This is a genomic window from Yoonia vestfoldensis SKA53 (assembly GCF_000152785.1).
Taxonomy (GTDB): Bacteria; Pseudomonadota; Alphaproteobacteria; order Rhodobacterales; family Rhodobacteraceae; genus Yoonia; species Yoonia vestfoldensis_A.
Genome location: NZ_CH672414.1, coordinates 1912764 through 1929412, shown reverse-complemented (window position 1 = coordinate 1929412; position 16649 = coordinate 1912764). Strand labels below are relative to the sequence as shown.

Sequence of the window (16649 nt, the reverse complement as noted above, 5' to 3'; positions counted from 1 at the left end):
CGATGAAGATCTGTATTTTTGGTGCCGGCGCCATCGGCGGCTACATGGGCGCAAAACTGGCCGAGGCGGGCGCAGATGTCAGCCTGGTTGCGCGCGGTCCGCATCTGGCGGCCATGCAAGCCAATGGCCTGACACTGATCGAGGAAGGCGAGACGAAAACCTACCCGGTCAATGCCTCGGACGATCCGGCGGCTTTGGGGCATCAGGATTACGTTATCGTCACCCTCAAGGCGCATTCGGTGCCACCGGTCGTGGCGCGGATGCAGCCCCTGATCGGGCCTGACACGACAATCGTGTCTGGCGTGAACGGCGTCCCTTGGTGGTATTTCCACAAGGTTGGCGGCCCGCTGGAGGGCACGCGGCTGGCATCGGTCGATCCGGGCGACGCGCAATGGAACGGCTTTGGCCCAGATCGCGTTCTGGGCTGTGTGGTCTATCCCGCCGCCGAGGTGATCGCGCCCGGCGTCGTCAAGCATATCGAGGGTAACCGGTTTTCATTGGGCGAACCTGACGGGTCCAAGTCCGAGCGCGCCACGCGCCTGTCCGAGGCGCTCTCAAAGGCTGGCCTCAAGGCGCCGGTGCGCCCGAAGATCCGCGACGAGATCTGGGTAAAGCTCTGGGGCAACTTGTCGTTCAACCCGATTTCCGCGCTGACCCATGCGACCCTTGATGTGTTGTGCACAGACCCCGGCACCCGCGCCGTCGCGCGCGCCATGATGCTGGAAGCGCAGGACATCGCGGAAAAGCTGGGCGTAAAGTTTCCGATCGATGTGGATCGCCGGATCGATGGCGGGGCAGCCGTGGGCGCGCACCGTACCTCGATGTTGCAGGATCTGGATGCCGGGCGGCCGATGGAGATTGACGCACTTGTGGGTTCAGTGCGCGAACTGGGGCGCGTGACTGGCACGCCGACCCCAACCATCGACACCGTGCTGGCCCTTGTCAGCCTGCGCGCAAAGATGGCGGGCCTTTACGGCAATTGACGCCCACGAATCAGCCTGAGTTGCCGCTGCATCGCGGCGCTCAGGCGGTTCTTTTTCGCTATCCCATTTCAGTCATGCGGCCTGCCATTCGAATGTCATGCGGTCTTTGTCAGTCCGCATCGCCTGGCGCTAGATAAAATTACCCGCGCCTATCTTGGGTGTGGGGGCCATATTCATGCCCTGCATGACGTGCCAGAGGCATGCGCGCTGACGGCGTTGTTCGTGCAATTTACGCCTGTGATCTATGACGGAGCGCGCACTGCAATGGGCGATCTGTTCAGTCGCGGGGTAGAGCAGATCGCCCCGATGCGACTCTTCCCAATCCGATGGTTTGTCATACAAACGTTACATAACTGACACATAACCTTAACCCAACGACATTACCCAGCCCCGGAGACGTTTGCCGTCTGAGTTAAACCGCAGGAGAAGTCATGCTACATTTTAAACTTTCCACAACAGCAATTGCGCTTGTTATGATGTCTGCAGCGGCCGTGTCCGCACAGTCGCGCGCCAACGTTCAGGCCGCCGGTTCCTCGACCGTTCTGCCCTACGCCAACATCGTGGCTGAAGCCTTTGGTGCTGAAACCGACTTCGCCACACCAGTGGTTGAGGGTGGTGGTTCATCAACCGGCCGTCGCATGCTGTGCGAAGGTGTGGGCGAAGGCACGATTGATATCGCCAACTCCTCTTCTTTGATGAAAGATTCTGAGCGCGAAACCTGTATCGCAGCTGGTATTACACCGATCGAAGTGCGCTTTGGCTATGACGGCATCGTCTTTGCGTCCGACATCAACGGCGCGTCTTTCGCGTTCGAGCCCGTGCATTGGCACATCGCTCTGGCAGCTGAGCATTTCATCGACGGTGCATTGGTGCCAAACACGCTGACCAACTGGGCCCAAGTGGCCGAGATTGCACAGTCGCTGGGCGTTGCAGGCGATCTGCCTGATCAGGAAATCAATGCGTTCATCCCCGGCACCAACCATGGCACCCGTGAAGTGTTCAACGAAAAAGTGCTGCTGGATGGTTGCGAACAGGGTGGTTTCCTTGCCGCGATGCTGGCTGCCGGTGTTGACGAAGATACAGCAGAGGACGCTTGCATGAATACCCGCACCGATGGCCGCTCGGTCGATATCGAAGGCGATTATCCACAAACGCTGGCGAACCTCGATTCGACACCGACTGGTATCGGCGTATTCGGTCTGTCGTTCTACGAAAACAACACCGACCGTCTGCAGGTCGCCACGATGTCCGGTGTGACACCGTCGACCGAAACGATTTCGGTTGGTGAATACCCCGTGTCGCGTCCGCTGCAGTTCTACGTCAAGCAAGAGCATATCGGCGTGATCCCCGGTCTTCTGGAATTCGTCGAATTCTTCATCTCTGACGAAATCGCAGGCCCCGGTGGCCCGCTGTCCGATTACGGTCTTGTTCCCGATCCAAAACTGGCCGAAACACAGGCGATGGTCGCAGCCCTGCGCTGATCTGAGACCGCGAAACGAAAAAGAGCGGTCCCGTTTCAGGGGCCGCTCAATCCCAGTTTGGATGGTCAGACTGTCCAACAATACTAGTCAAGGGTTTCAATGGGCGCTTTTATCACATTCCCCGCTGTTTTGTTGCTGATTGTCCTGCTTGCGATTGCCGGATACGCCCTTGGCCGCCGCAAGGCGCTGTCTTTTCCCGCGCAAAGCACCCATTCCCGCCCACACCAGCATGCTTGGCATGTTGTTTTTGCAACCGCCGCACCATCCCTTTTGGTTGTTATGTTGTGGCTTTTTTTCGCGGGTATCGCCTCGAATATCTATACCAACATGGTCACTCCGGACGATCTGGTTGACGTGCGTTTGTCGGCGCAGGCGCGTGAAGGACTGACCGAGCGCGAGATAGATATCCGCGAGGGCGTCTTACGCACTCAGTTTGTCGCCGGTGTTCGCAGCCTTGCGTCCGCGCTTGATGGCTATGTCGCTGACGGCAACGCGACAGAGGCGGATATCGCCGGCTGGAACGCAGAGCAAGATCCGATCGCGGACAGATTGCGTGCGGGTGGACAAGTCCTCGGCCCTGCCGTCACCAACGGTATGTTGTCCGTGGCACAGGTTGTTCGGCAGTTCGACCGACGTGTTGGCACGGTTGGCCCGATCATTTCTTTGGTGCTGGCGATTGCAGGCTTTGTGATCGCGCTGCGCCGGATTTCCGCCGAATTTCGTGCACGCGTAGTGGTCGAACGCTGGATCTCCGGATTTCTGATTTTTGCATCCACGATGGCTATTCTTGCGACTGTCGCCATTCTTGCCGCTTTGACGCTGCCTTCGCTAAGCTTTTTCCGCGAATACGGGTTTTTCAACTTTCTGTTCGGGATGGCATGGGCGCCAGCGGGCGACGTGGTCGGTATCCCCGAAGGCCGCGACGGTAGCTATCAATCGGCGTTAGGCTTTGTGCCGCTGATTTGGGGCACGCTTTATATTTCGCTTGTCGCGTTGCTGGTTGCGGTGCCGCTTGGGCTGCTTGCGGCGGTTTATCTGTCGGAATTCGCGTCGCGCAGGGCAAGGTCTTGGGTCAAGCCTGCGCTTGAAATCCTCGCCGGTGTGCCGACAATTGTTTATGGTATTTTCGCGCTGATCACGATCGGGCCGTTCTTGCAAGCCGTAGTGGGCGCGACTGTGATGCCAAACACGGTGTCTGTGATGACCGCAGGCGTGGTGATGGGCATGATGTTGGTGCCGTTTATATCGTCGCTAAGCGATGATGTGATCAACGCGGTCCCACAGACATTGCGTGACGGTTCGCTTGCCATTGGGGCCACGCAGGCGGAAACCGTGGTGCAGGTGATCTTGCCTGCCGCATTGCCGGGGATCGTCGGTGCTATCGTGCTGGCCGCATCGCGCGCCATTGGCGAGACGATGATCGTTGTGCTGGCGGCGGGTGCTTTGTCCAATGTGCAAGGGATCGAACCTAACCCCTTTGGGGCAGTCGTCACCGTGACGACACGGATCGTCGCCGTCCTGACAGGCGAAGGGTCGGGCTTTGATTCGATTGACGTGCTTGCTGTCTTTGCACTGGCTTTCACGCTGTTCTTTATCACACTCGCGCTGAACCTTTTGGCACAGCGCATGGTCGCAAAATACCGGGAGCAGTACGACTGATGTCTGACGCAAACTTGTCCGGCGCTGTGCCGATCCGCAAAAGTTCATTGCTCGAGCAATCCGCGCTTGTCCGCAAACGGCATCGCACCGGCACAATATTGCGCTGGCTGGGGTTCAGCGCGATCACGCTTGTGTTGATGTTTCTTGCGATTTTGTTGTGGTCGATTGTGTCGCGTGGCGTCCCAGCGTTGTTCCAGTATCAAGCGCAGATCGAACTTTATTATGATCCGGCTGTCCTGAACCCCGACGGCGGCGATGTATCGGCCGAAGAAATCGGCACGATCAACCTGCGCACAGGGTTTGAACGGGGCATATTCACGTCATCGCTGCGCAGCACGCTGGAAAACGCGGGAATCGATATCGAAGGTACCGTGTCGCGCCGCTGGACAGCCGAAGCGATCGGCGCATTGGACGCGGCGGGCTTGACCGGTGCCAGCGCAATCATCGCGGCCGCACCGACGCCGGCAGATGCCGCAAGGCAGCTTGGTCAGGCGGGCAGTGCGGTGCGCGCTGCTGTCGCGGCGATGGACGGGGATGACACAAATGCCGCAATCACAGCGCGGGATGCGGCAGCGCAGGCGCTGAACGATCTGGGCTTTGCCCAAGCTGCAGACCGCGTTGCATCTATCGACCCCTCAGATAGTGCAGCACTTGCCGAGACGGGCTATCAAGCCGCGTTGACGGATGCGGCAGGTGCCTTGCGCCAGCCTGCGCAATTTGATGACGCCGCCCTTTCAAGCATCATCTTTGCGACGAACCGGCGGGATGTGCGTGACCAACTGGTCGACAACCCTGATCTTGTCGGCACAACGGAAAAAACCGGCGTGCCGATCGACATTTCCGTGACACGGTATCTGTCGGGCGAATTGTCGGGTGTCGGCACGGCGCAAATGCCCCCTGGGTTTGATATCGGGCAACTTGCCCTTGTCGATGCGATGGTCGAAGCCGACCTGATCAGCAATTCGTTCCGCTGGCATTTCTTCACCAATCCCTATTCGCAAAGCGGCGAGATTACGGGCATCGGCCCTGCCTTGATGGGGTCTGCCTATATGATGCTGGTCGTGCTGGTGTTTTCGCTGGTGTTCGGTGTGGCCGCGTCGATCTATCTTGAAGAATTTGCGCCAAAGAACCGCTTTACCAACTTCATCGAAATCAACATCGCAAACCTTGCCGCTGTTCCGTCAATTGTGTTTGGGATTTTGGGTGCTGCGATCCTGTTTACGCTGATGGACCTTGGGTTTGGCAGCTCGATCCGTGGCACGGCGCTTTTGGGTGGTCTTGTGCTGTCGCTTATGACGCTGCCGACCATTGTTATTGCGACCCGTGCCGCGCTGAAGGCCGTGCCACCTTCGATTGCCGATGCGGCGTTGGGTGTTGGGGCGTCCAAAGTCCAGATGGTTTTCCATCACAAGCTGCCGCTGGCCGCACCCGGCATCCTGACCGGCACGATCATTGGGATCGCGCAGGCACTGGGTGAAACTGCACCGCTGCTGCTGATCGGTCTGTCGGTATCGACGGGGGCGGCGCTGTTGTCATCGCCGTTCTCGGGCGGTTTGCTGGAACAGGCGCAATCTATGCCGACTGTTGTCTATCTGCTGGCACAGAACCAAGACGCACCCGTGCGCGAAGGCTTGGCGCAATCTGCGATCCTCGTGATGCTTGTCCTGCTGTTTGCGCTGAATATCCTTGCGATTATTTTGCGGCGCAAGTTCGAGCGCCGGTGGTGATACGCATGGACATCAACGCCGTTGGCAAAGGATACGACAATGGACGACCTTAGACGCATTGAAAGAACCACCGACATGAACGACACAAAGATTTCCGCCAAGGGTGTGCAGGTCTATTACGGCGAAACGCATGCGATCAAGGATGTCAGCGTCGAAATCGGCGACAAGACCGTGACCGCCTTTATCGGTCCGTCGGGTTGTGGCAAATCCACCTTTCTGCGCTGCCTGAACCGGATGAACGACACGATTGATATCTGCCGTGTGCAGGGCAGCATCACGATGGACGACCAGGACATCTATGATCCGCGCGTTGATCCGGTGCAATTGCGCGCCAAGGTGGGCATGGTGTTCCAGAAACCTAACCCTTTCCCCAAGTCGATCTATGACAACGTGGCTTATGGCCCCAAGATTCACGGGCTTGCGCGGAACAAGGCTGATATGGATGGAATTGTCGAAGCATCGCTGCGCCGTGCGGCCCTGTGGAACGAGGTCAAGGACCGGCTCGATTCCCCTGGTACCGGCCTGTCGGGTGGCCAGCAGCAGCGCCTGTGCATCGCCCGCGCGGTCGCCACTGCCCCCGAAGTGCTATTGATGGACGAACCCTGTTCTGCGCTGGACCCCATCGCCACCGCGCAGATCGAAGAATTGATCGACGAATTGCGTCAGCAGTTTTCCGTGGTGATCGTCACCCATTCGATGCAACAGGCCGCACGTGTCAGCCAAAAGACTGCGTTCTTTCACATGGGCCATCTGGTCGAATTCAACGACACCGACCAGATATTCACCAACCCGCAGGACCCACGCACCGAAAGCTATATCACCGGCCGGATCGGGTAAGGGCTATGACAATGAACGACAATCATATCGTCGCGTCCTTTGACCGCGACCTTGAAAGCATTCAGGCCACCATGGTGAGAATGGGCGGTCTCGTCGAACAGGCGCTTGCGGATTCAGCACAGGCGCTGCGCACCCGCGATGACGAGCTGGCCGAAAAAGTCCGTATCGGCGACAAGGTGATCGACGATCTTGATCTGTTGATCAAGTCGGATGCTGCCCGCCTGTTGGCCTTGCGCGCCCCGACCGCCAAGGACCTGCGCCTTGTGCTGGCCGTGATGGAAATCAGTTCGCATCTGGAACGCTGCGGCGATTATGCCAAGAATATCGCCAAGCGCACCATGGCCATGTCGGGTGCCGGCGCGATTGGTGGCACGCTTTCCGATATGGCGCGGATGTCTGTTTTTGTTGAAACGATGGTCCGCGAAGCGCTGGATGCCTTTATCGCGCGCGATCCGGTCAAGGCCGCTGAAATCATCGCACGTGACGCCGAAGCTGACCAGATCTACAACACGCTGTTCCGGTCGTTCCTGACCCATATGATGGAAGACTACAAAAATATCACCGTGGGCATGCATTTGCATTTCATCGCCAAGAACATTGAACGCGTGGGCGATCATGCGACGGGTATCGCGGAACAGACGATCTATGCCGTCACCGGTGCATTGCCGGAGGATGACCGCCCCAAGCAGGACAATACAACCTCTGCCTTCTTGGAAAGTGATGTCTGATGGCTGACTTGCAACCATCCGTACTTGTGGTCGAGGATGAACCAGCCCAGCGCGAAGTGCTGGCCTATAACCTCGAAAGCGAAGGCTTTCGCGTCATCAAGGCCGCTGATGGCAACGAGGCCTTGTTGCTGATCGAAGAAGAACAGCCCGACCTTATCCTGCTGGACTGGATGTTGCCCGGCACATCCGGCATCGAGATCTGCCGCCAGATCAAAAGCCGCCCCGCCTTTCGGATGACGCCTGTCATCATGCTGTCGGCGCGGTCAGAAGAGGTGGACAAGGTCCGCGGTCTGGAAACCGGTGCCGATGATTACATCAGCAAGCCCTATTCGATCATCGAACTGCTGGCCCGCGTAAAGGCGCATCTGCGCCGGTCGCGTCCCGCCACCATGGGCGAACGGCTAATCTACAACGATATCTTGCTGGATTCCGAGACGCATAAGGTATTTCGCGGTGAAAACGAGCTTAAACTCGGCCCAACCGAATTTCGCCTGCTGACGACTTTCATGGAAAAACCAGGCCGCGTGTGGAGCCGGGATCAGCTGCTTGACCGTGTCTGGGGCCGCGACATCTATGTTGATACGCGCACTGTTGATGTCCATGTCGGCCGGCTACGCAAAGTGCTGGGCAGCCATGGTGGCGAGGATCTGATCCGCACCGTGCGTGGTGCCGGATATGCGCTGGGATAAGGCGCCAATGGGCCTGTCTCCGAAAGTCGGCTGGCCTTATTAAACCCCGTTGAACCCAAGAGGCAAAAGGCCCAATCTGGAGCCTCATGTCTAATTTGCGCATGGGTAATGGCGGAGACGAAGGGATTCGAACCCTCGAGACGGTTTCCCGCCTACTCCCTTAGCAGGGGAGCGCCTTCGACCACTCGGCCACATCTCCGCCGCGGGGTCTAGCAGCAATGAAGCGTCAAGAACAAGCGGAAATTGTCGCTATGTGCGTTTGTTTCGGTCTGGCGCGAGAGGGCTTTGCCCTGCGGCATTGCGTGGCACTGGCGCTGGGCGGATTGTCAGAATCAATATGATGAAATAGAACAAAGCATGAACATTATAACCCGAAATTAGGTGTGTCGTGTATGGCTTTGCTTCATATGCAGAAAACGCTGCAAGGCTTTCCGCCGCAGCCGGGGTTGTCTCGCTTTACCTTGTCCGAGGTCTTTGTCGAAACAGCCGCGGATGCTGCTGCCCTGGGCTTTGCGCTGGCGCGGTTGCCGCGTGGTCAGCGGCCAGTCTTGTGGGTGCAGGATCGCGTGTCGCGCAAGGAAAGCGGATATCCCAGCCTTGCGGGGATAGGCCCGCTGCGTCCGATCATCATGGTCAATGTCACGCGCGCCGCCGATGTGCTCTGGACGATGGAGGACGGGTTGCGCTGCCGCAGCCTTGGTGGCGTGATTGGCGAGATCTGGGGAGATCCGGCAGTACTGGATTTTACCGCGACCAAGAGGCTGGCTCTGCGGTCCGAGGCGGCAGGGGTCCCATGCTGGCTGATCCGCCGCTTGGCACATCCCAACCTGAGTGCCGCGCGCGACCGTTGGCGGATCGGGGCGCGTCCCTCTGCCCCGCATCCGCACGATTCACAATCGCCGGGGGCGCCGCGCTGGGCGGTCGAATTGTTCCGGTCGCGCCATGCAAAGCCTGGGCAATGGGTGGCCAGCTATGACCGGGCGGCGGATCGTGTCGATCTGGTTGCCGCAGTTTCCGATCGAACGCTGGATGCGGGTGATGGAGCGGCAGGGCAACGCGCCGCCGGATGACATCCCCCTTGTGTTGGCACGCGACGGGCAGCACGGCCCTGTTGTGCATGCCGCCAACCGGGCTGCACGGCTGGCAGGGATCATGGCGGGGTCGCGCGTGGTGGACATGCGCGCGCTTTGTCCCGATTTGCAGGTCGCCTATGCCGATCAGGCGGGGGATCGTGCCGCATTGGACCGTCTGGTGCTTTGGGCGCGGCGTTGGTGTCCGTGGAATGTGCGCGACGGCGATGATGGCTTGATCCTTGATACCACCGGGTCGGACCATCTGTTGGGTGGCGAGGCCGCGATGTTGGTCGAGATGGAAACGCAATTGTCACTGCTGGGCCTGACGTCGCGGCTTGCCGTCGCGCCCACGTGGGGGGCGGCCTGGGCGCTGGCGCGCCATGGCCCTGTGCGCGCGATCTGTGGTGCAGAGGATATGGTGGTGAAACTGGGCGCGCTGCCTGTAACCGGCCTGCGCCTTGATCCGGCGACGGTGCTGCTGTTGCGCCGTCTGGGGCTGAAAACCATCGGCGCGGTGATGGATGTGCCGCGCCTGTCGTTGACCCGCCGCTTCGCCAAGGCCGCCTTGCCCACCAATCCGCTGCTACGGTTGGATCAGGCTTTGGGCAAGCTTGCGGAACCGGTGTCGAGCGTCGATCCCGCGCCGCGGCTCATCGTGCAAAGCCGTCTGGCAGAGCCGATCTTTGACCCCACCCCCTATTTGCCCGCGCTGTGCGCAGATCTGTGCGATCAGTTGCAGCAGGCAGGGCAAGGCTGCAGGCGGCTGCATCTGACGATCTATCGCACTGATGGCGATATCAGCCATCTGTCGGTGGCGATGTCCGCCCTGTCGCGTGATCCTGTCCACCTCAACGGTTTGTTCCGCGACAAGCTGGACCGGATCAACCCGGGCTATGGCTTTGATCTGATCGCGTTGGAGGCGGCTGACCTGGGGGCCGTCAAGACCGTCCAGAGCAATCTTGACGGCGGGTCAGATGATGATCTGGAGCTTGCGCATCTGCTGGACCGGCTGGCCGCCCGTTTCGGTGATCGTGCCGTGACCCGTCCGGTGCTGCGTGCCAGCCATATCCCTGAACGGGCCGAGATGCGTTTGCCGGTCTTGGCCGATGCGCCCGCGCTGATGCCTGTGCCCGCCAGCGAACGCCCGATCCGCCTGCTGGACCAGCCCGAGGAGGTGCGCGTTCTTTACGCCGTTCCCGAAGGCCCGCCCGCGCAATTCGTCTGGCGGCGTCAGACCCACCGTGTGACCCGCTATGCAGGCCCAGAGCGCATTGCGCCCGAATGGTGGCGCGACCGCCCCGGCACCCGCTTGCGCGATTATTTCAAGGTTGAGGATCAGATAGGCCGGCGGTTGTGGCTATACCGTGAAGGCTTGCATAGCGATGGGCGCGGCGGGGATCCGCGCTGGTTTGTCCACGGGATGTTCGCGTGATGGGGATGGGCTGTGCTGCCTCTGGCGGGAGTATTTTTGGAAATAAGAAGGTGGGGTGTCATGCCGCAGAATGACCACCAGCATCCCAGACGCGCATTGGAAGGGGACGGTTTTGTCCCTAATCCGCGCGCTGATTTCGTGGAATTGGGGGTGGCGACCTGTTTTTCGTTTCTGCGCGGGGCCTCTGATGCGGTGGATCTGGCCGTGACGGCGCATAGTTTGGGCTATGACAAGATCGGCTGTGCCGATCTCAATACCATGGCCGGGGTTGTGCGGCTGCATGCGGCGGCGCTGAAGGCGGGGATTACCCCTGTTATTGGCTGCCGGTTACAGCTGGTTTCGGGTGAGGCTTTTCTTGCCTATCCACGGGATCGCGCGAGTTACGGGCGGCTTTGTGCGCTGTTGTCCAAGGGCAAGATGCGGGATGCGGGAGGGGGCTGGCAGGCGAAGGGGGCCTGCGACATCAGCCTTGATGATCTGGCTGCCCATGCCGCAGATGTACAGCTGATCGCTGTGCCGGGGACGGATCTGAGGCATTTCGCGGCCCTGCTGCCGCGTCTGGTGCGCGCCTTGCCGAGCTTGCGCCATGTTGCGGCAAGCTGTCTTTACCGTGGCGATGACCGCGCGCGGATCAACGCTTTGGATGCTTTGGCACGCCGATATGGATTGTCTATTCTGGCCACCAATGATGTGCATTACCATGCGCCAGACCGCCGCCCCCTGCAGGATGTGATGACCTGCATCCGCCACAAAACCACGATTGCCAAGGCGGGGTTTCTGCTGGATGCCAATGCCGAACGGCACCTCAAATCGCCCGCGCAGATGGCGCGCCTGTTTGCCGACTGGCCCCATGCGATCCGTGCGACCCGCGATGTTGCCGATGCCAGCACCTTTGATCTGCGGGACCTTGCCTATGAATATCCGCATGAAACTGTACCAGAAGGGCGCAGCCCGCAGGAGTATCTGGAAGAATTGACATGGAAAGGGGCGGCGGCGCGCTATCCTGATGGGGTGCCTGCGGCCTTGCAGGCGACGCTGCGCAAGGAACTGGCGCTGATCGCCAAGCTTGATATCCCGCAATATTTCCTGACCATCCACGAGATCATCGATTTCGCCCGCAACCAGTGCAAGCCGCCGATCCTGTGTCAGGGGCGCGGGTCTGCCGCCAATTCCGCCGTCTGCTATGTGCTGGGGATCACCGCCGTCGACCCGGCCAAGAACGATTTGTTGTTCGAGCGCTTCATCAGCGAGGAACGCAAGGAGCCCCCCGATATCGACGTGGATTTCGAACATGAACGCCGCGAGGAGGTGATCCAACATATCTATAACAAATACGGCCGCAACCGTGCCGCACTTTGCGCCACGGTGATCCACTACCGCCCGCGCATGGCCGTGCGCGAGGTGGGCCGCGTCATGGGGCTGTCGGAGGATGTGACGACGGCACTGGCCAAGACGATCTGGGGCTCTTGGGGCCGCGAGATCGGTGCGGCGCAGGCCGCCGAGGCGGGGATTGACCTGCGTGATCCGCTGATGGCGCGCACGATCCGGCTCGCCGACCAGATGATCGGCATGCCGCGCCATCTGGGCCAGCATGTGGGCGGGTTCATCCTGACCGAAAAGGCGCTGACCGAAACCGTACCCATCGGCAATGGTGCCATGCCGGATCGTAGCTTCATCGAATGGGACAAGGATGACATCGACGAATTGCGCATTCTCAAGGTCGATGTGTTGGCGCTGGGCATGCTGACCTGCATTCGCAAGGCGTTTGATCTGATCGCGGCGCATCATGGCAAGCGTTTCGACCTGGCAACCGTTCCGCAAGAAGATCCCGCCGTCTATGACATGCTGTGCAAGGGCGATTCCTTGGGCACGTTTCAGGTCGAAAGCCGCGCGCAGATGAACATGCTGCCACGGCTGAAACCGCGTGCGTTTTACGATCTGGTCATTCAGGTCGCTATCGTCCGCCCGGGCCCTATTCAGGGCGATATGGTGCATCCGTACCTGCGCCGTCGTAGCGGGGCCGAGGTTGTTGAATACCCTAGCCCCGGCCCGCAGTATGACCCTGACGAGCTGAAAAAGGTGCTGGGCCGCACGCTCGGTGTGCCGATATTTCAGGAACAGGCGATGAAGATTGCGATGGTCGCCGCCGAATTTTCTACCAAGGAGGCCAATGAATTGCGCAAGGCGATGGCGACTTTCCGGTCGCATGGCACCATTGGCGCGCTCGAGGAAAAGATGGTTGGCCGGATGATAAGGCGTGGCTATGATCCCGCATTCGCAGCGCGCTGTTTCAACCAGATCAAAGGCTTTGGTGATTATGGTTTCCCCGAAAGCCATGCCGCCAGTTTCGCGCTGCTGGTCTATATTTCCTCTTGGATCAAGTGCCATTACCCGGATGTGTTTTGCGCTGCCTTGCTCAATTCCCAGCCGATGGGCTTTTACGCCCCCGCCCAGATCGTGCGCGATGCCCGCGAACACGGGGTAATCGTGCGCGCGGCGGATGTGAATTATTCCGATTGGGACAACAGCCTTGAACCGCTGGCCCCCGGTGTGTTCGCTGTAAGGCTGGGCTTGCGCCAGATCGACGGGATGCGCCGCGATATGGCGCAGCGGATCATGGATGCGCGCGGGCGGCCTTTTGATGACCTCAAGGATATGAAAACCCGCGCCAAACTCGATGCAGGCACGGTGCAAAGGCTGGCGGCGGCGGATGCGTTGCGGTCGATGATGCTCGACCGCCGGCAGGCATTGTGGGACGCGCGGGCGCTGCGCGACGCACCCGACCTGCCGCTTTTTGCGGATACCCGCGACGAAGGGGCCGAGGTCCGGTTCGATCTGCCGCAGATGCCGGTCTGCGAACAGGTGGTCGCCGATTACCAGACCCTGCGCCTGTCACTGAAGGCGCATCCGCTGGCGTTCCTGCGGCGCAGCATGACGCGGCAGGGCTATCGCGCGGCGGCAGAGCTTGCCCAGATGCGCAGCGGCCAGCCGGTGAAGCTGGCAGGTGTCGTGCTGATCCGCCAGCGCCCGGGCAGCGCCAAGGGCGTGTGTTTCATCACGCTCGAAGATGAAACGGGTGTTGCCAATCTGGTTGTCTGGCCCAAGGTAATGGAGGCCAATCGCAAGACCGTGATGCAGGCTCGCCTGATCGACGTGCATGGCGTGGTGCAGCGCGACGGCGATGTGATCCATGTGGTGGCCCATGTGCTGACCGACCGCAGCGATGCGCTGGCACGTCTGTCCGAGGATCGCATGACCCCGCCGCTTGCCCATGCCGACGAGGTGCGCCGCCCCATCGGGGGTGATCCGCGCGTGCATCATCCGCGCGATGTGCGCGTGATCCCGAAATCGCGGGATTTCTACTAGGGTCAGATGCTACGGTTCTGGTCCAGATAGGCCCTGATCTTTTCCAGCTGCGGGATCAGGTCGCTGATCGTGCCATCCCCCAGATCAGCGGTGATCTGACGGATCGGGTCCGCCATGCTGGCAATCGCGTCGTCGTGCAATTTGCGCCCTGCCTCTGTCAAGAAAACGATCTTGCTGCGCCCGTCGCTGGGATGCGGGGTCAGCCGGATCGCGGCACGTTTTTCCAGCACGGCCAGCGTGTGGGTCATTGTCGTTTTTGGCACCTGAAAGGCGGATGCCAGCGCCAGCGGGGTCTTTTCATCGCCCAGCCGGACCAGATGGTTCAGCAGGGCGAAATGCGACACATGCAACCCGTCGGGCAGCCGGGCCGCGAATATCGCCCCGGCCAATTGGTTGATGATCCCGATTTCGTTGAAAAACTGGAACACGCGTCTGCCGTTTTCGTCCATTCTGCCCTCAGATCAGCTTGGCCTCCAGCGGCCAACGCGGGCTTGGGGCGATGGTCGGACCATAGCCTAGACGGCACAGCATCTGAAGGGTTTCCCCGTCCTGCGCCAGCATCTGGTGCGCTGCCCTGTGATGCGCCGCCATTTCAGGGAATTCCTGCAGGGCCTGGCTCAGCGGTTGCATGTCGACGCCCGCAGCCGTCGCCGCAAGGTTCAGCCGCAACCAGTCGCGCCCGGCGATGATCTGGTCGGCGCGGGTATTGCCACGTGTCGCCTGCCACAGATGGCCCATTGCGGTTTCGGTATTGGCCTGCAAAACGGCCTTGCTTTGGGCGAACATGTTGGTCGTCGGGTCTGCCATCGCCTCGCGGGTCATCAGGCCGAAGGCGCCCAAAGTCTCGAACAGGGGACCGGAAAAGTCGATGCCGTCGGGGTTGGCTTCGACCTCGGCCTTGCCGATGCGGAACAGGTCCACGCTTTCCTTGAAGGTATGCGGTGTGTCGATTTCCACGATCATCGCGTCGGTGGTCAATTGGCGCAGGGTTGTGATGCTGCCTTGTGATGCGTCGCCAGCAACACGGCTGCCGTAGATTGCGGCACCGGCGATCTGGGCGATGGTGTCGGGCGCTATGGGGCGGGTCGTGTCGAACGGTTCCTTGTTGGACCGCCGCGCCATGACATGGGCAAACAGCGGGTCCGGCCTGCCTGCACCGGCGCGGAATGTGGCGATGGCGACGGGGCGATCGTCCAGCGCCATCTGGTCTGCCCCTTGTGGAAAGACGTCAAGGTCCACGGCAAACCCGTCTTGTGCGGCAGCCATGACCAGCAATTCCAGAAAACACCCCAGCCCCACTGTGATCTGGCGGTTGAACGGGTCGGTGTCGGGCAAAAGTCGGTTGGTATCGACCTTCAGCAGCACGCGGTCGGGTTCGGACAGATCGACCAGCCAAGGCTGGCGGTTATGCGGATTGGGCGCAAGGATCGCATAGGACAGCGCCCGCATGCGCGGTTCGTCATACATGCTGCCCGCACGGTCCCAAGGGGCCAATGCGGTGGCGGGGGTCCGGCTTGCGATGGTGCCGAGCGTTGCGGTCGCGGCAAGGATGATGCCACCACCGGACAGGGCAAGGAATTTACGACGGTTCATGTCTCGTCTCCTGTGATTCAGTAATTAATACGATATCGAACTAAGTAATACGAAATCGAACTAAATGCAAGCGCCCTGCTTGCCCTGTGCCGGTCATCGGCTGTATCCCTTGCCGGACATCCGGTGCGAAAGGTCCGCCATGCGGCTTAACCTCAAACAGCTTGAAGCCTTCGTCTGGGTCGCTGATCTGCACAGCTTTCGTGGTGCCGCCGACAGGCTGGGCACGACGCAGCCCAATATCTCGGCGCGGATCGCAGGGCTGGAACAGGCGCTGGGCATTGTGCTGATGACGCGCGATGCAGGGTCCGTGGTGCTGACGGCCAAGGGGCGCGACCTGCTCGCCCATGCCCGCCGCGTGCTGGATGCGACCGATGCGTTGATCGCGGCGGCGGATCAAAAGGCGCTGATCGACGGCACCCTGCGGCTTGGCGTGACCGAGATGATCGTCCACACTTGGCTGCGCGATTATCTGCGGCGGCTGAAAGAGACCTATCCAAAGCTCAGCGTCGAACTGACCGTTGATCTGTCGGTCAATCTGGAACGTATGCTGGCCGACCGCCGCCTTGATCTGGCGATCCAGAATGGCCCGTTCACGCGGCTGACCAGTGGGCAGATTGATCTGGGTGCTTATGACATGATCTGGGTCGCGTCGCCTGCACTGGGGTTGGCGGGGCAGGCGGGCAGTGATGATCTGGCTGCGCATCCGATCCTGACCCATGCGCGCGACACCCATCTTTACGCGCAGGTCGCCGCCCATTTCGCCACCGCGAAACTGCCCGTGCGGCTGGTGCCATCCAGCAATCTGGCCGCTTGCCTGCATATGACGATTGACGGGATGGGGGTCGCCACCATGCCCGCCGCGATGGTGGCTGATCCGCTGGCGCGTGGCCAGTTGGTGCAGGTCGATTACGGCTGGACCCCTGCGCCGCTACATTTCTTTGCCCGTTACGATGCTGAAAGATCGGCGCGGATCGTCGCGGATGCAGCCCAAGTCGCCGTTGTAATTTCTGCCGCCCTTGATCCATAAATCTGATCGTATTGATCCAATAAAATAATTGGATGTGATGCAATCCACAGCCTA

The 16649-nt window shown here is 60.4% G+C and carries 13 protein-coding genes and 1 tRNA gene; 11 read left to right on the top strand and 3 right to left on the bottom strand.

Annotation, left to right across the window (positions count from 1 at the left end; all coding sequences use genetic code 11):
- Positions 1–2: 2 nt before the first annotated feature.
- The 7 genes from SKA53_RS09400 to phoB all read left to right on the top strand — a co-directional run bounded on the left by SKA53_RS09400 (position 3) and on the right by phoB (position 8104).
- Entirely contained in the window at positions 3–983 is a 981-nt protein-coding gene (locus SKA53_RS09400; protein ID WP_007205900.1) for a 2-dehydropantoate 2-reductase, read from the top strand.
- 431 nt (positions 984–1414) lie between these two features.
- Entirely contained in the window at positions 1415–2464 is a 1050-nt protein-coding gene (locus SKA53_RS09395; protein ID WP_040482896.1) for a PstS family phosphate ABC transporter substrate-binding protein, read from the top strand.
- Positions 2465–2563: 99 nt separating this feature from the next.
- A complete protein-coding gene (gene pstC, locus SKA53_RS09390; RefSeq protein ID WP_007205898.1) occupies positions 2564–4123 on the top strand; it encodes a phosphate ABC transporter permease subunit PstC in 1560 nt (519 codons plus the stop codon).
- The gene (gene pstA, locus SKA53_RS09385; RefSeq protein WP_007205897.1) at positions 4123–5850 is read left to right on the top strand and encodes a phosphate ABC transporter permease PstA; all 1728 of its coding nucleotides are present in this window, start codon (positions 4123–4125) and stop codon (positions 5848–5850) included. The genes pstC and pstA overlap by 1 nt, the downstream gene beginning before the upstream one ends.
- A 75-nt stretch (positions 5851–5925) precedes the next feature.
- Complete coding sequence (pstB, locus tag SKA53_RS09380; RefSeq protein ID WP_007205896.1) at positions 5926–6687, top strand: phosphate ABC transporter ATP-binding protein PstB; 762 nt, start codon at positions 5926–5928, stop codon at positions 6685–6687.
- 11 nt (positions 6688–6698) lie between these two features.
- Positions 6699–7415: a phosphate signaling complex protein PhoU gene (gene phoU / locus SKA53_RS09375; RefSeq protein ID WP_007205895.1), complete on the top strand. Its 717-nt coding sequence runs from the start codon at positions 6699–6701 to the stop codon at positions 7413–7415.
- Positions 7415–8104, top strand: a complete 690-nt coding sequence (phoB, locus tag SKA53_RS09370) for a phosphate regulon transcriptional regulator PhoB (protein ID WP_007205894.1) — start codon at positions 7415–7417, stop codon at positions 8102–8104. Before phoU ends, phoB begins: the two co-directional genes overlap by 1 nt.
- 109 nt (positions 8105–8213) lie before the next feature.
- On the opposite strand, the gene SKA53_RS09365 is transcribed toward phoB, so the two are convergent.
- Positions 8214–8303: transfer RNA gene (locus SKA53_RS09365), tRNA-Ser, on the bottom strand.
- 193 nt (positions 8304–8496) lie between these two features.
- Here SKA53_RS09365 and SKA53_RS09360 point away from each other — a divergent pair.
- The 3 genes from SKA53_RS09360 to SKA53_RS09350 are packed head-to-tail and all read left to right on the top strand — an operon-like array spanning position 8497 to position 13975.
- The gene (locus tag SKA53_RS09360) at positions 8497–9174 is read left to right on the top strand and encodes an ImuA family protein (RefSeq protein WP_040482895.1); all 678 of its coding nucleotides are present in this window, start codon (positions 8497–8499) and stop codon (positions 9172–9174) included.
- Complete coding sequence (locus SKA53_RS09355; protein WP_007205892.1) at positions 9143–10609, top strand: Y-family DNA polymerase; 1467 nt, start codon at positions 9143–9145, stop codon at positions 10607–10609. The genes SKA53_RS09360 and SKA53_RS09355 overlap by 32 nt, the downstream gene beginning before the upstream one ends.
- A 60-nt stretch (positions 10610–10669) precedes the next feature.
- A complete protein-coding gene (locus SKA53_RS09350) occupies positions 10670–13975 on the top strand; it encodes an error-prone DNA polymerase (RefSeq protein WP_007205891.1) in 3306 nt (1101 codons plus the stop codon).
- A gap of 2 nt (positions 13976–13977) precedes the next feature.
- Here SKA53_RS09350 and SKA53_RS09345 read toward each other — a convergent pair whose 3' ends face one another.
- Positions 13978–14424, bottom strand: a complete 447-nt coding sequence (locus SKA53_RS09345; protein ID WP_007205890.1) for a MarR family winged helix-turn-helix transcriptional regulator — start codon at positions 14422–14424, stop codon at positions 13978–13980.
- Between the two features lie 7 nt (positions 14425–14431).
- Positions 14432–15568 (bottom strand): Acg family FMN-binding oxidoreductase, encoded by a 1137-nt coding sequence (locus SKA53_RS09340; RefSeq protein ID WP_007205889.1) that lies wholly within the window; start codon positions 15566–15568, stop codon positions 14432–14434.
- Positions 15569–15707: 139 nt separating this feature from the next.
- On the opposite strand from SKA53_RS09340, the gene SKA53_RS09335 reads away from it, so the two are divergent.
- Complete coding sequence (locus SKA53_RS09335; RefSeq protein ID WP_007205888.1) at positions 15708–16595, top strand: LysR family transcriptional regulator; 888 nt, start codon at positions 15708–15710, stop codon at positions 16593–16595.
- Positions 16596–16649 lie beyond the last annotated feature (54 nt).

Bases quoted from the DNA above. Each gene is read 5' to 3' on its own strand.
- SKA53_RS09340 (WP_007205889.1), bottom strand. From the start codon at position 15,568: ATGAACCGTCGTAAATTCCTTGCCCTGTCCGGTGGTGGCATCATCCTT.
- pstA (WP_007205897.1), top strand. From the start codon at position 4,123: ATGTCTGACGCAAACTTGTCCGGCGCTGTGCCGATCCGCAAAAGTTCA.
- SKA53_RS09355 (WP_007205892.1), top strand. From the start codon at position 9,143: ATGGAGCGGCAGGGCAACGCGCCGCCGGATGACATCCCCCTTGTGTTG.
- SKA53_RS09350 (WP_007205891.1), top strand. From the start codon at position 10,670: ATGCCGCAGAATGACCACCAGCATCCCAGACGCGCATTGGAAGGGGAC.
- SKA53_RS09345 (WP_007205890.1), bottom strand. From the start codon at position 14,424: ATGGACGAAAACGGCAGACGCGTGTTCCAGTTTTTCAACGAAATCGGG.
- pstB (WP_007205896.1), top strand. From the start codon at position 5,926: ATGAACGACACAAAGATTTCCGCCAAGGGTGTGCAGGTCTATTACGGC.
- phoU (WP_007205895.1), top strand. From the start codon at position 6,699: ATGAACGACAATCATATCGTCGCGTCCTTTGACCGCGACCTTGAAAGC.
- pstC (WP_007205898.1), top strand. From the start codon at position 2,564: ATGGGCGCTTTTATCACATTCCCCGCTGTTTTGTTGCTGATTGTCCTG.
- phoB (WP_007205894.1), top strand. From the start codon at position 7,415: ATGGCTGACTTGCAACCATCCGTACTTGTGGTCGAGGATGAACCAGCC.
- SKA53_RS09395 (WP_040482896.1), top strand. From the start codon at position 1,415: ATGCTACATTTTAAACTTTCCACAACAGCAATTGCGCTTGTTATGATG.
- SKA53_RS09400 (WP_007205900.1), top strand. From the start codon at position 3: ATGAAGATCTGTATTTTTGGTGCCGGCGCCATCGGCGGCTACATGGGC.
- SKA53_RS09335 (WP_007205888.1), top strand. From the start codon at position 15,708: ATGCGGCTTAACCTCAAACAGCTTGAAGCCTTCGTCTGGGTCGCTGAT.
- SKA53_RS09360 (WP_040482895.1), top strand. From the start codon at position 8,497: ATGGCTTTGCTTCATATGCAGAAAACGCTGCAAGGCTTTCCGCCGCAG.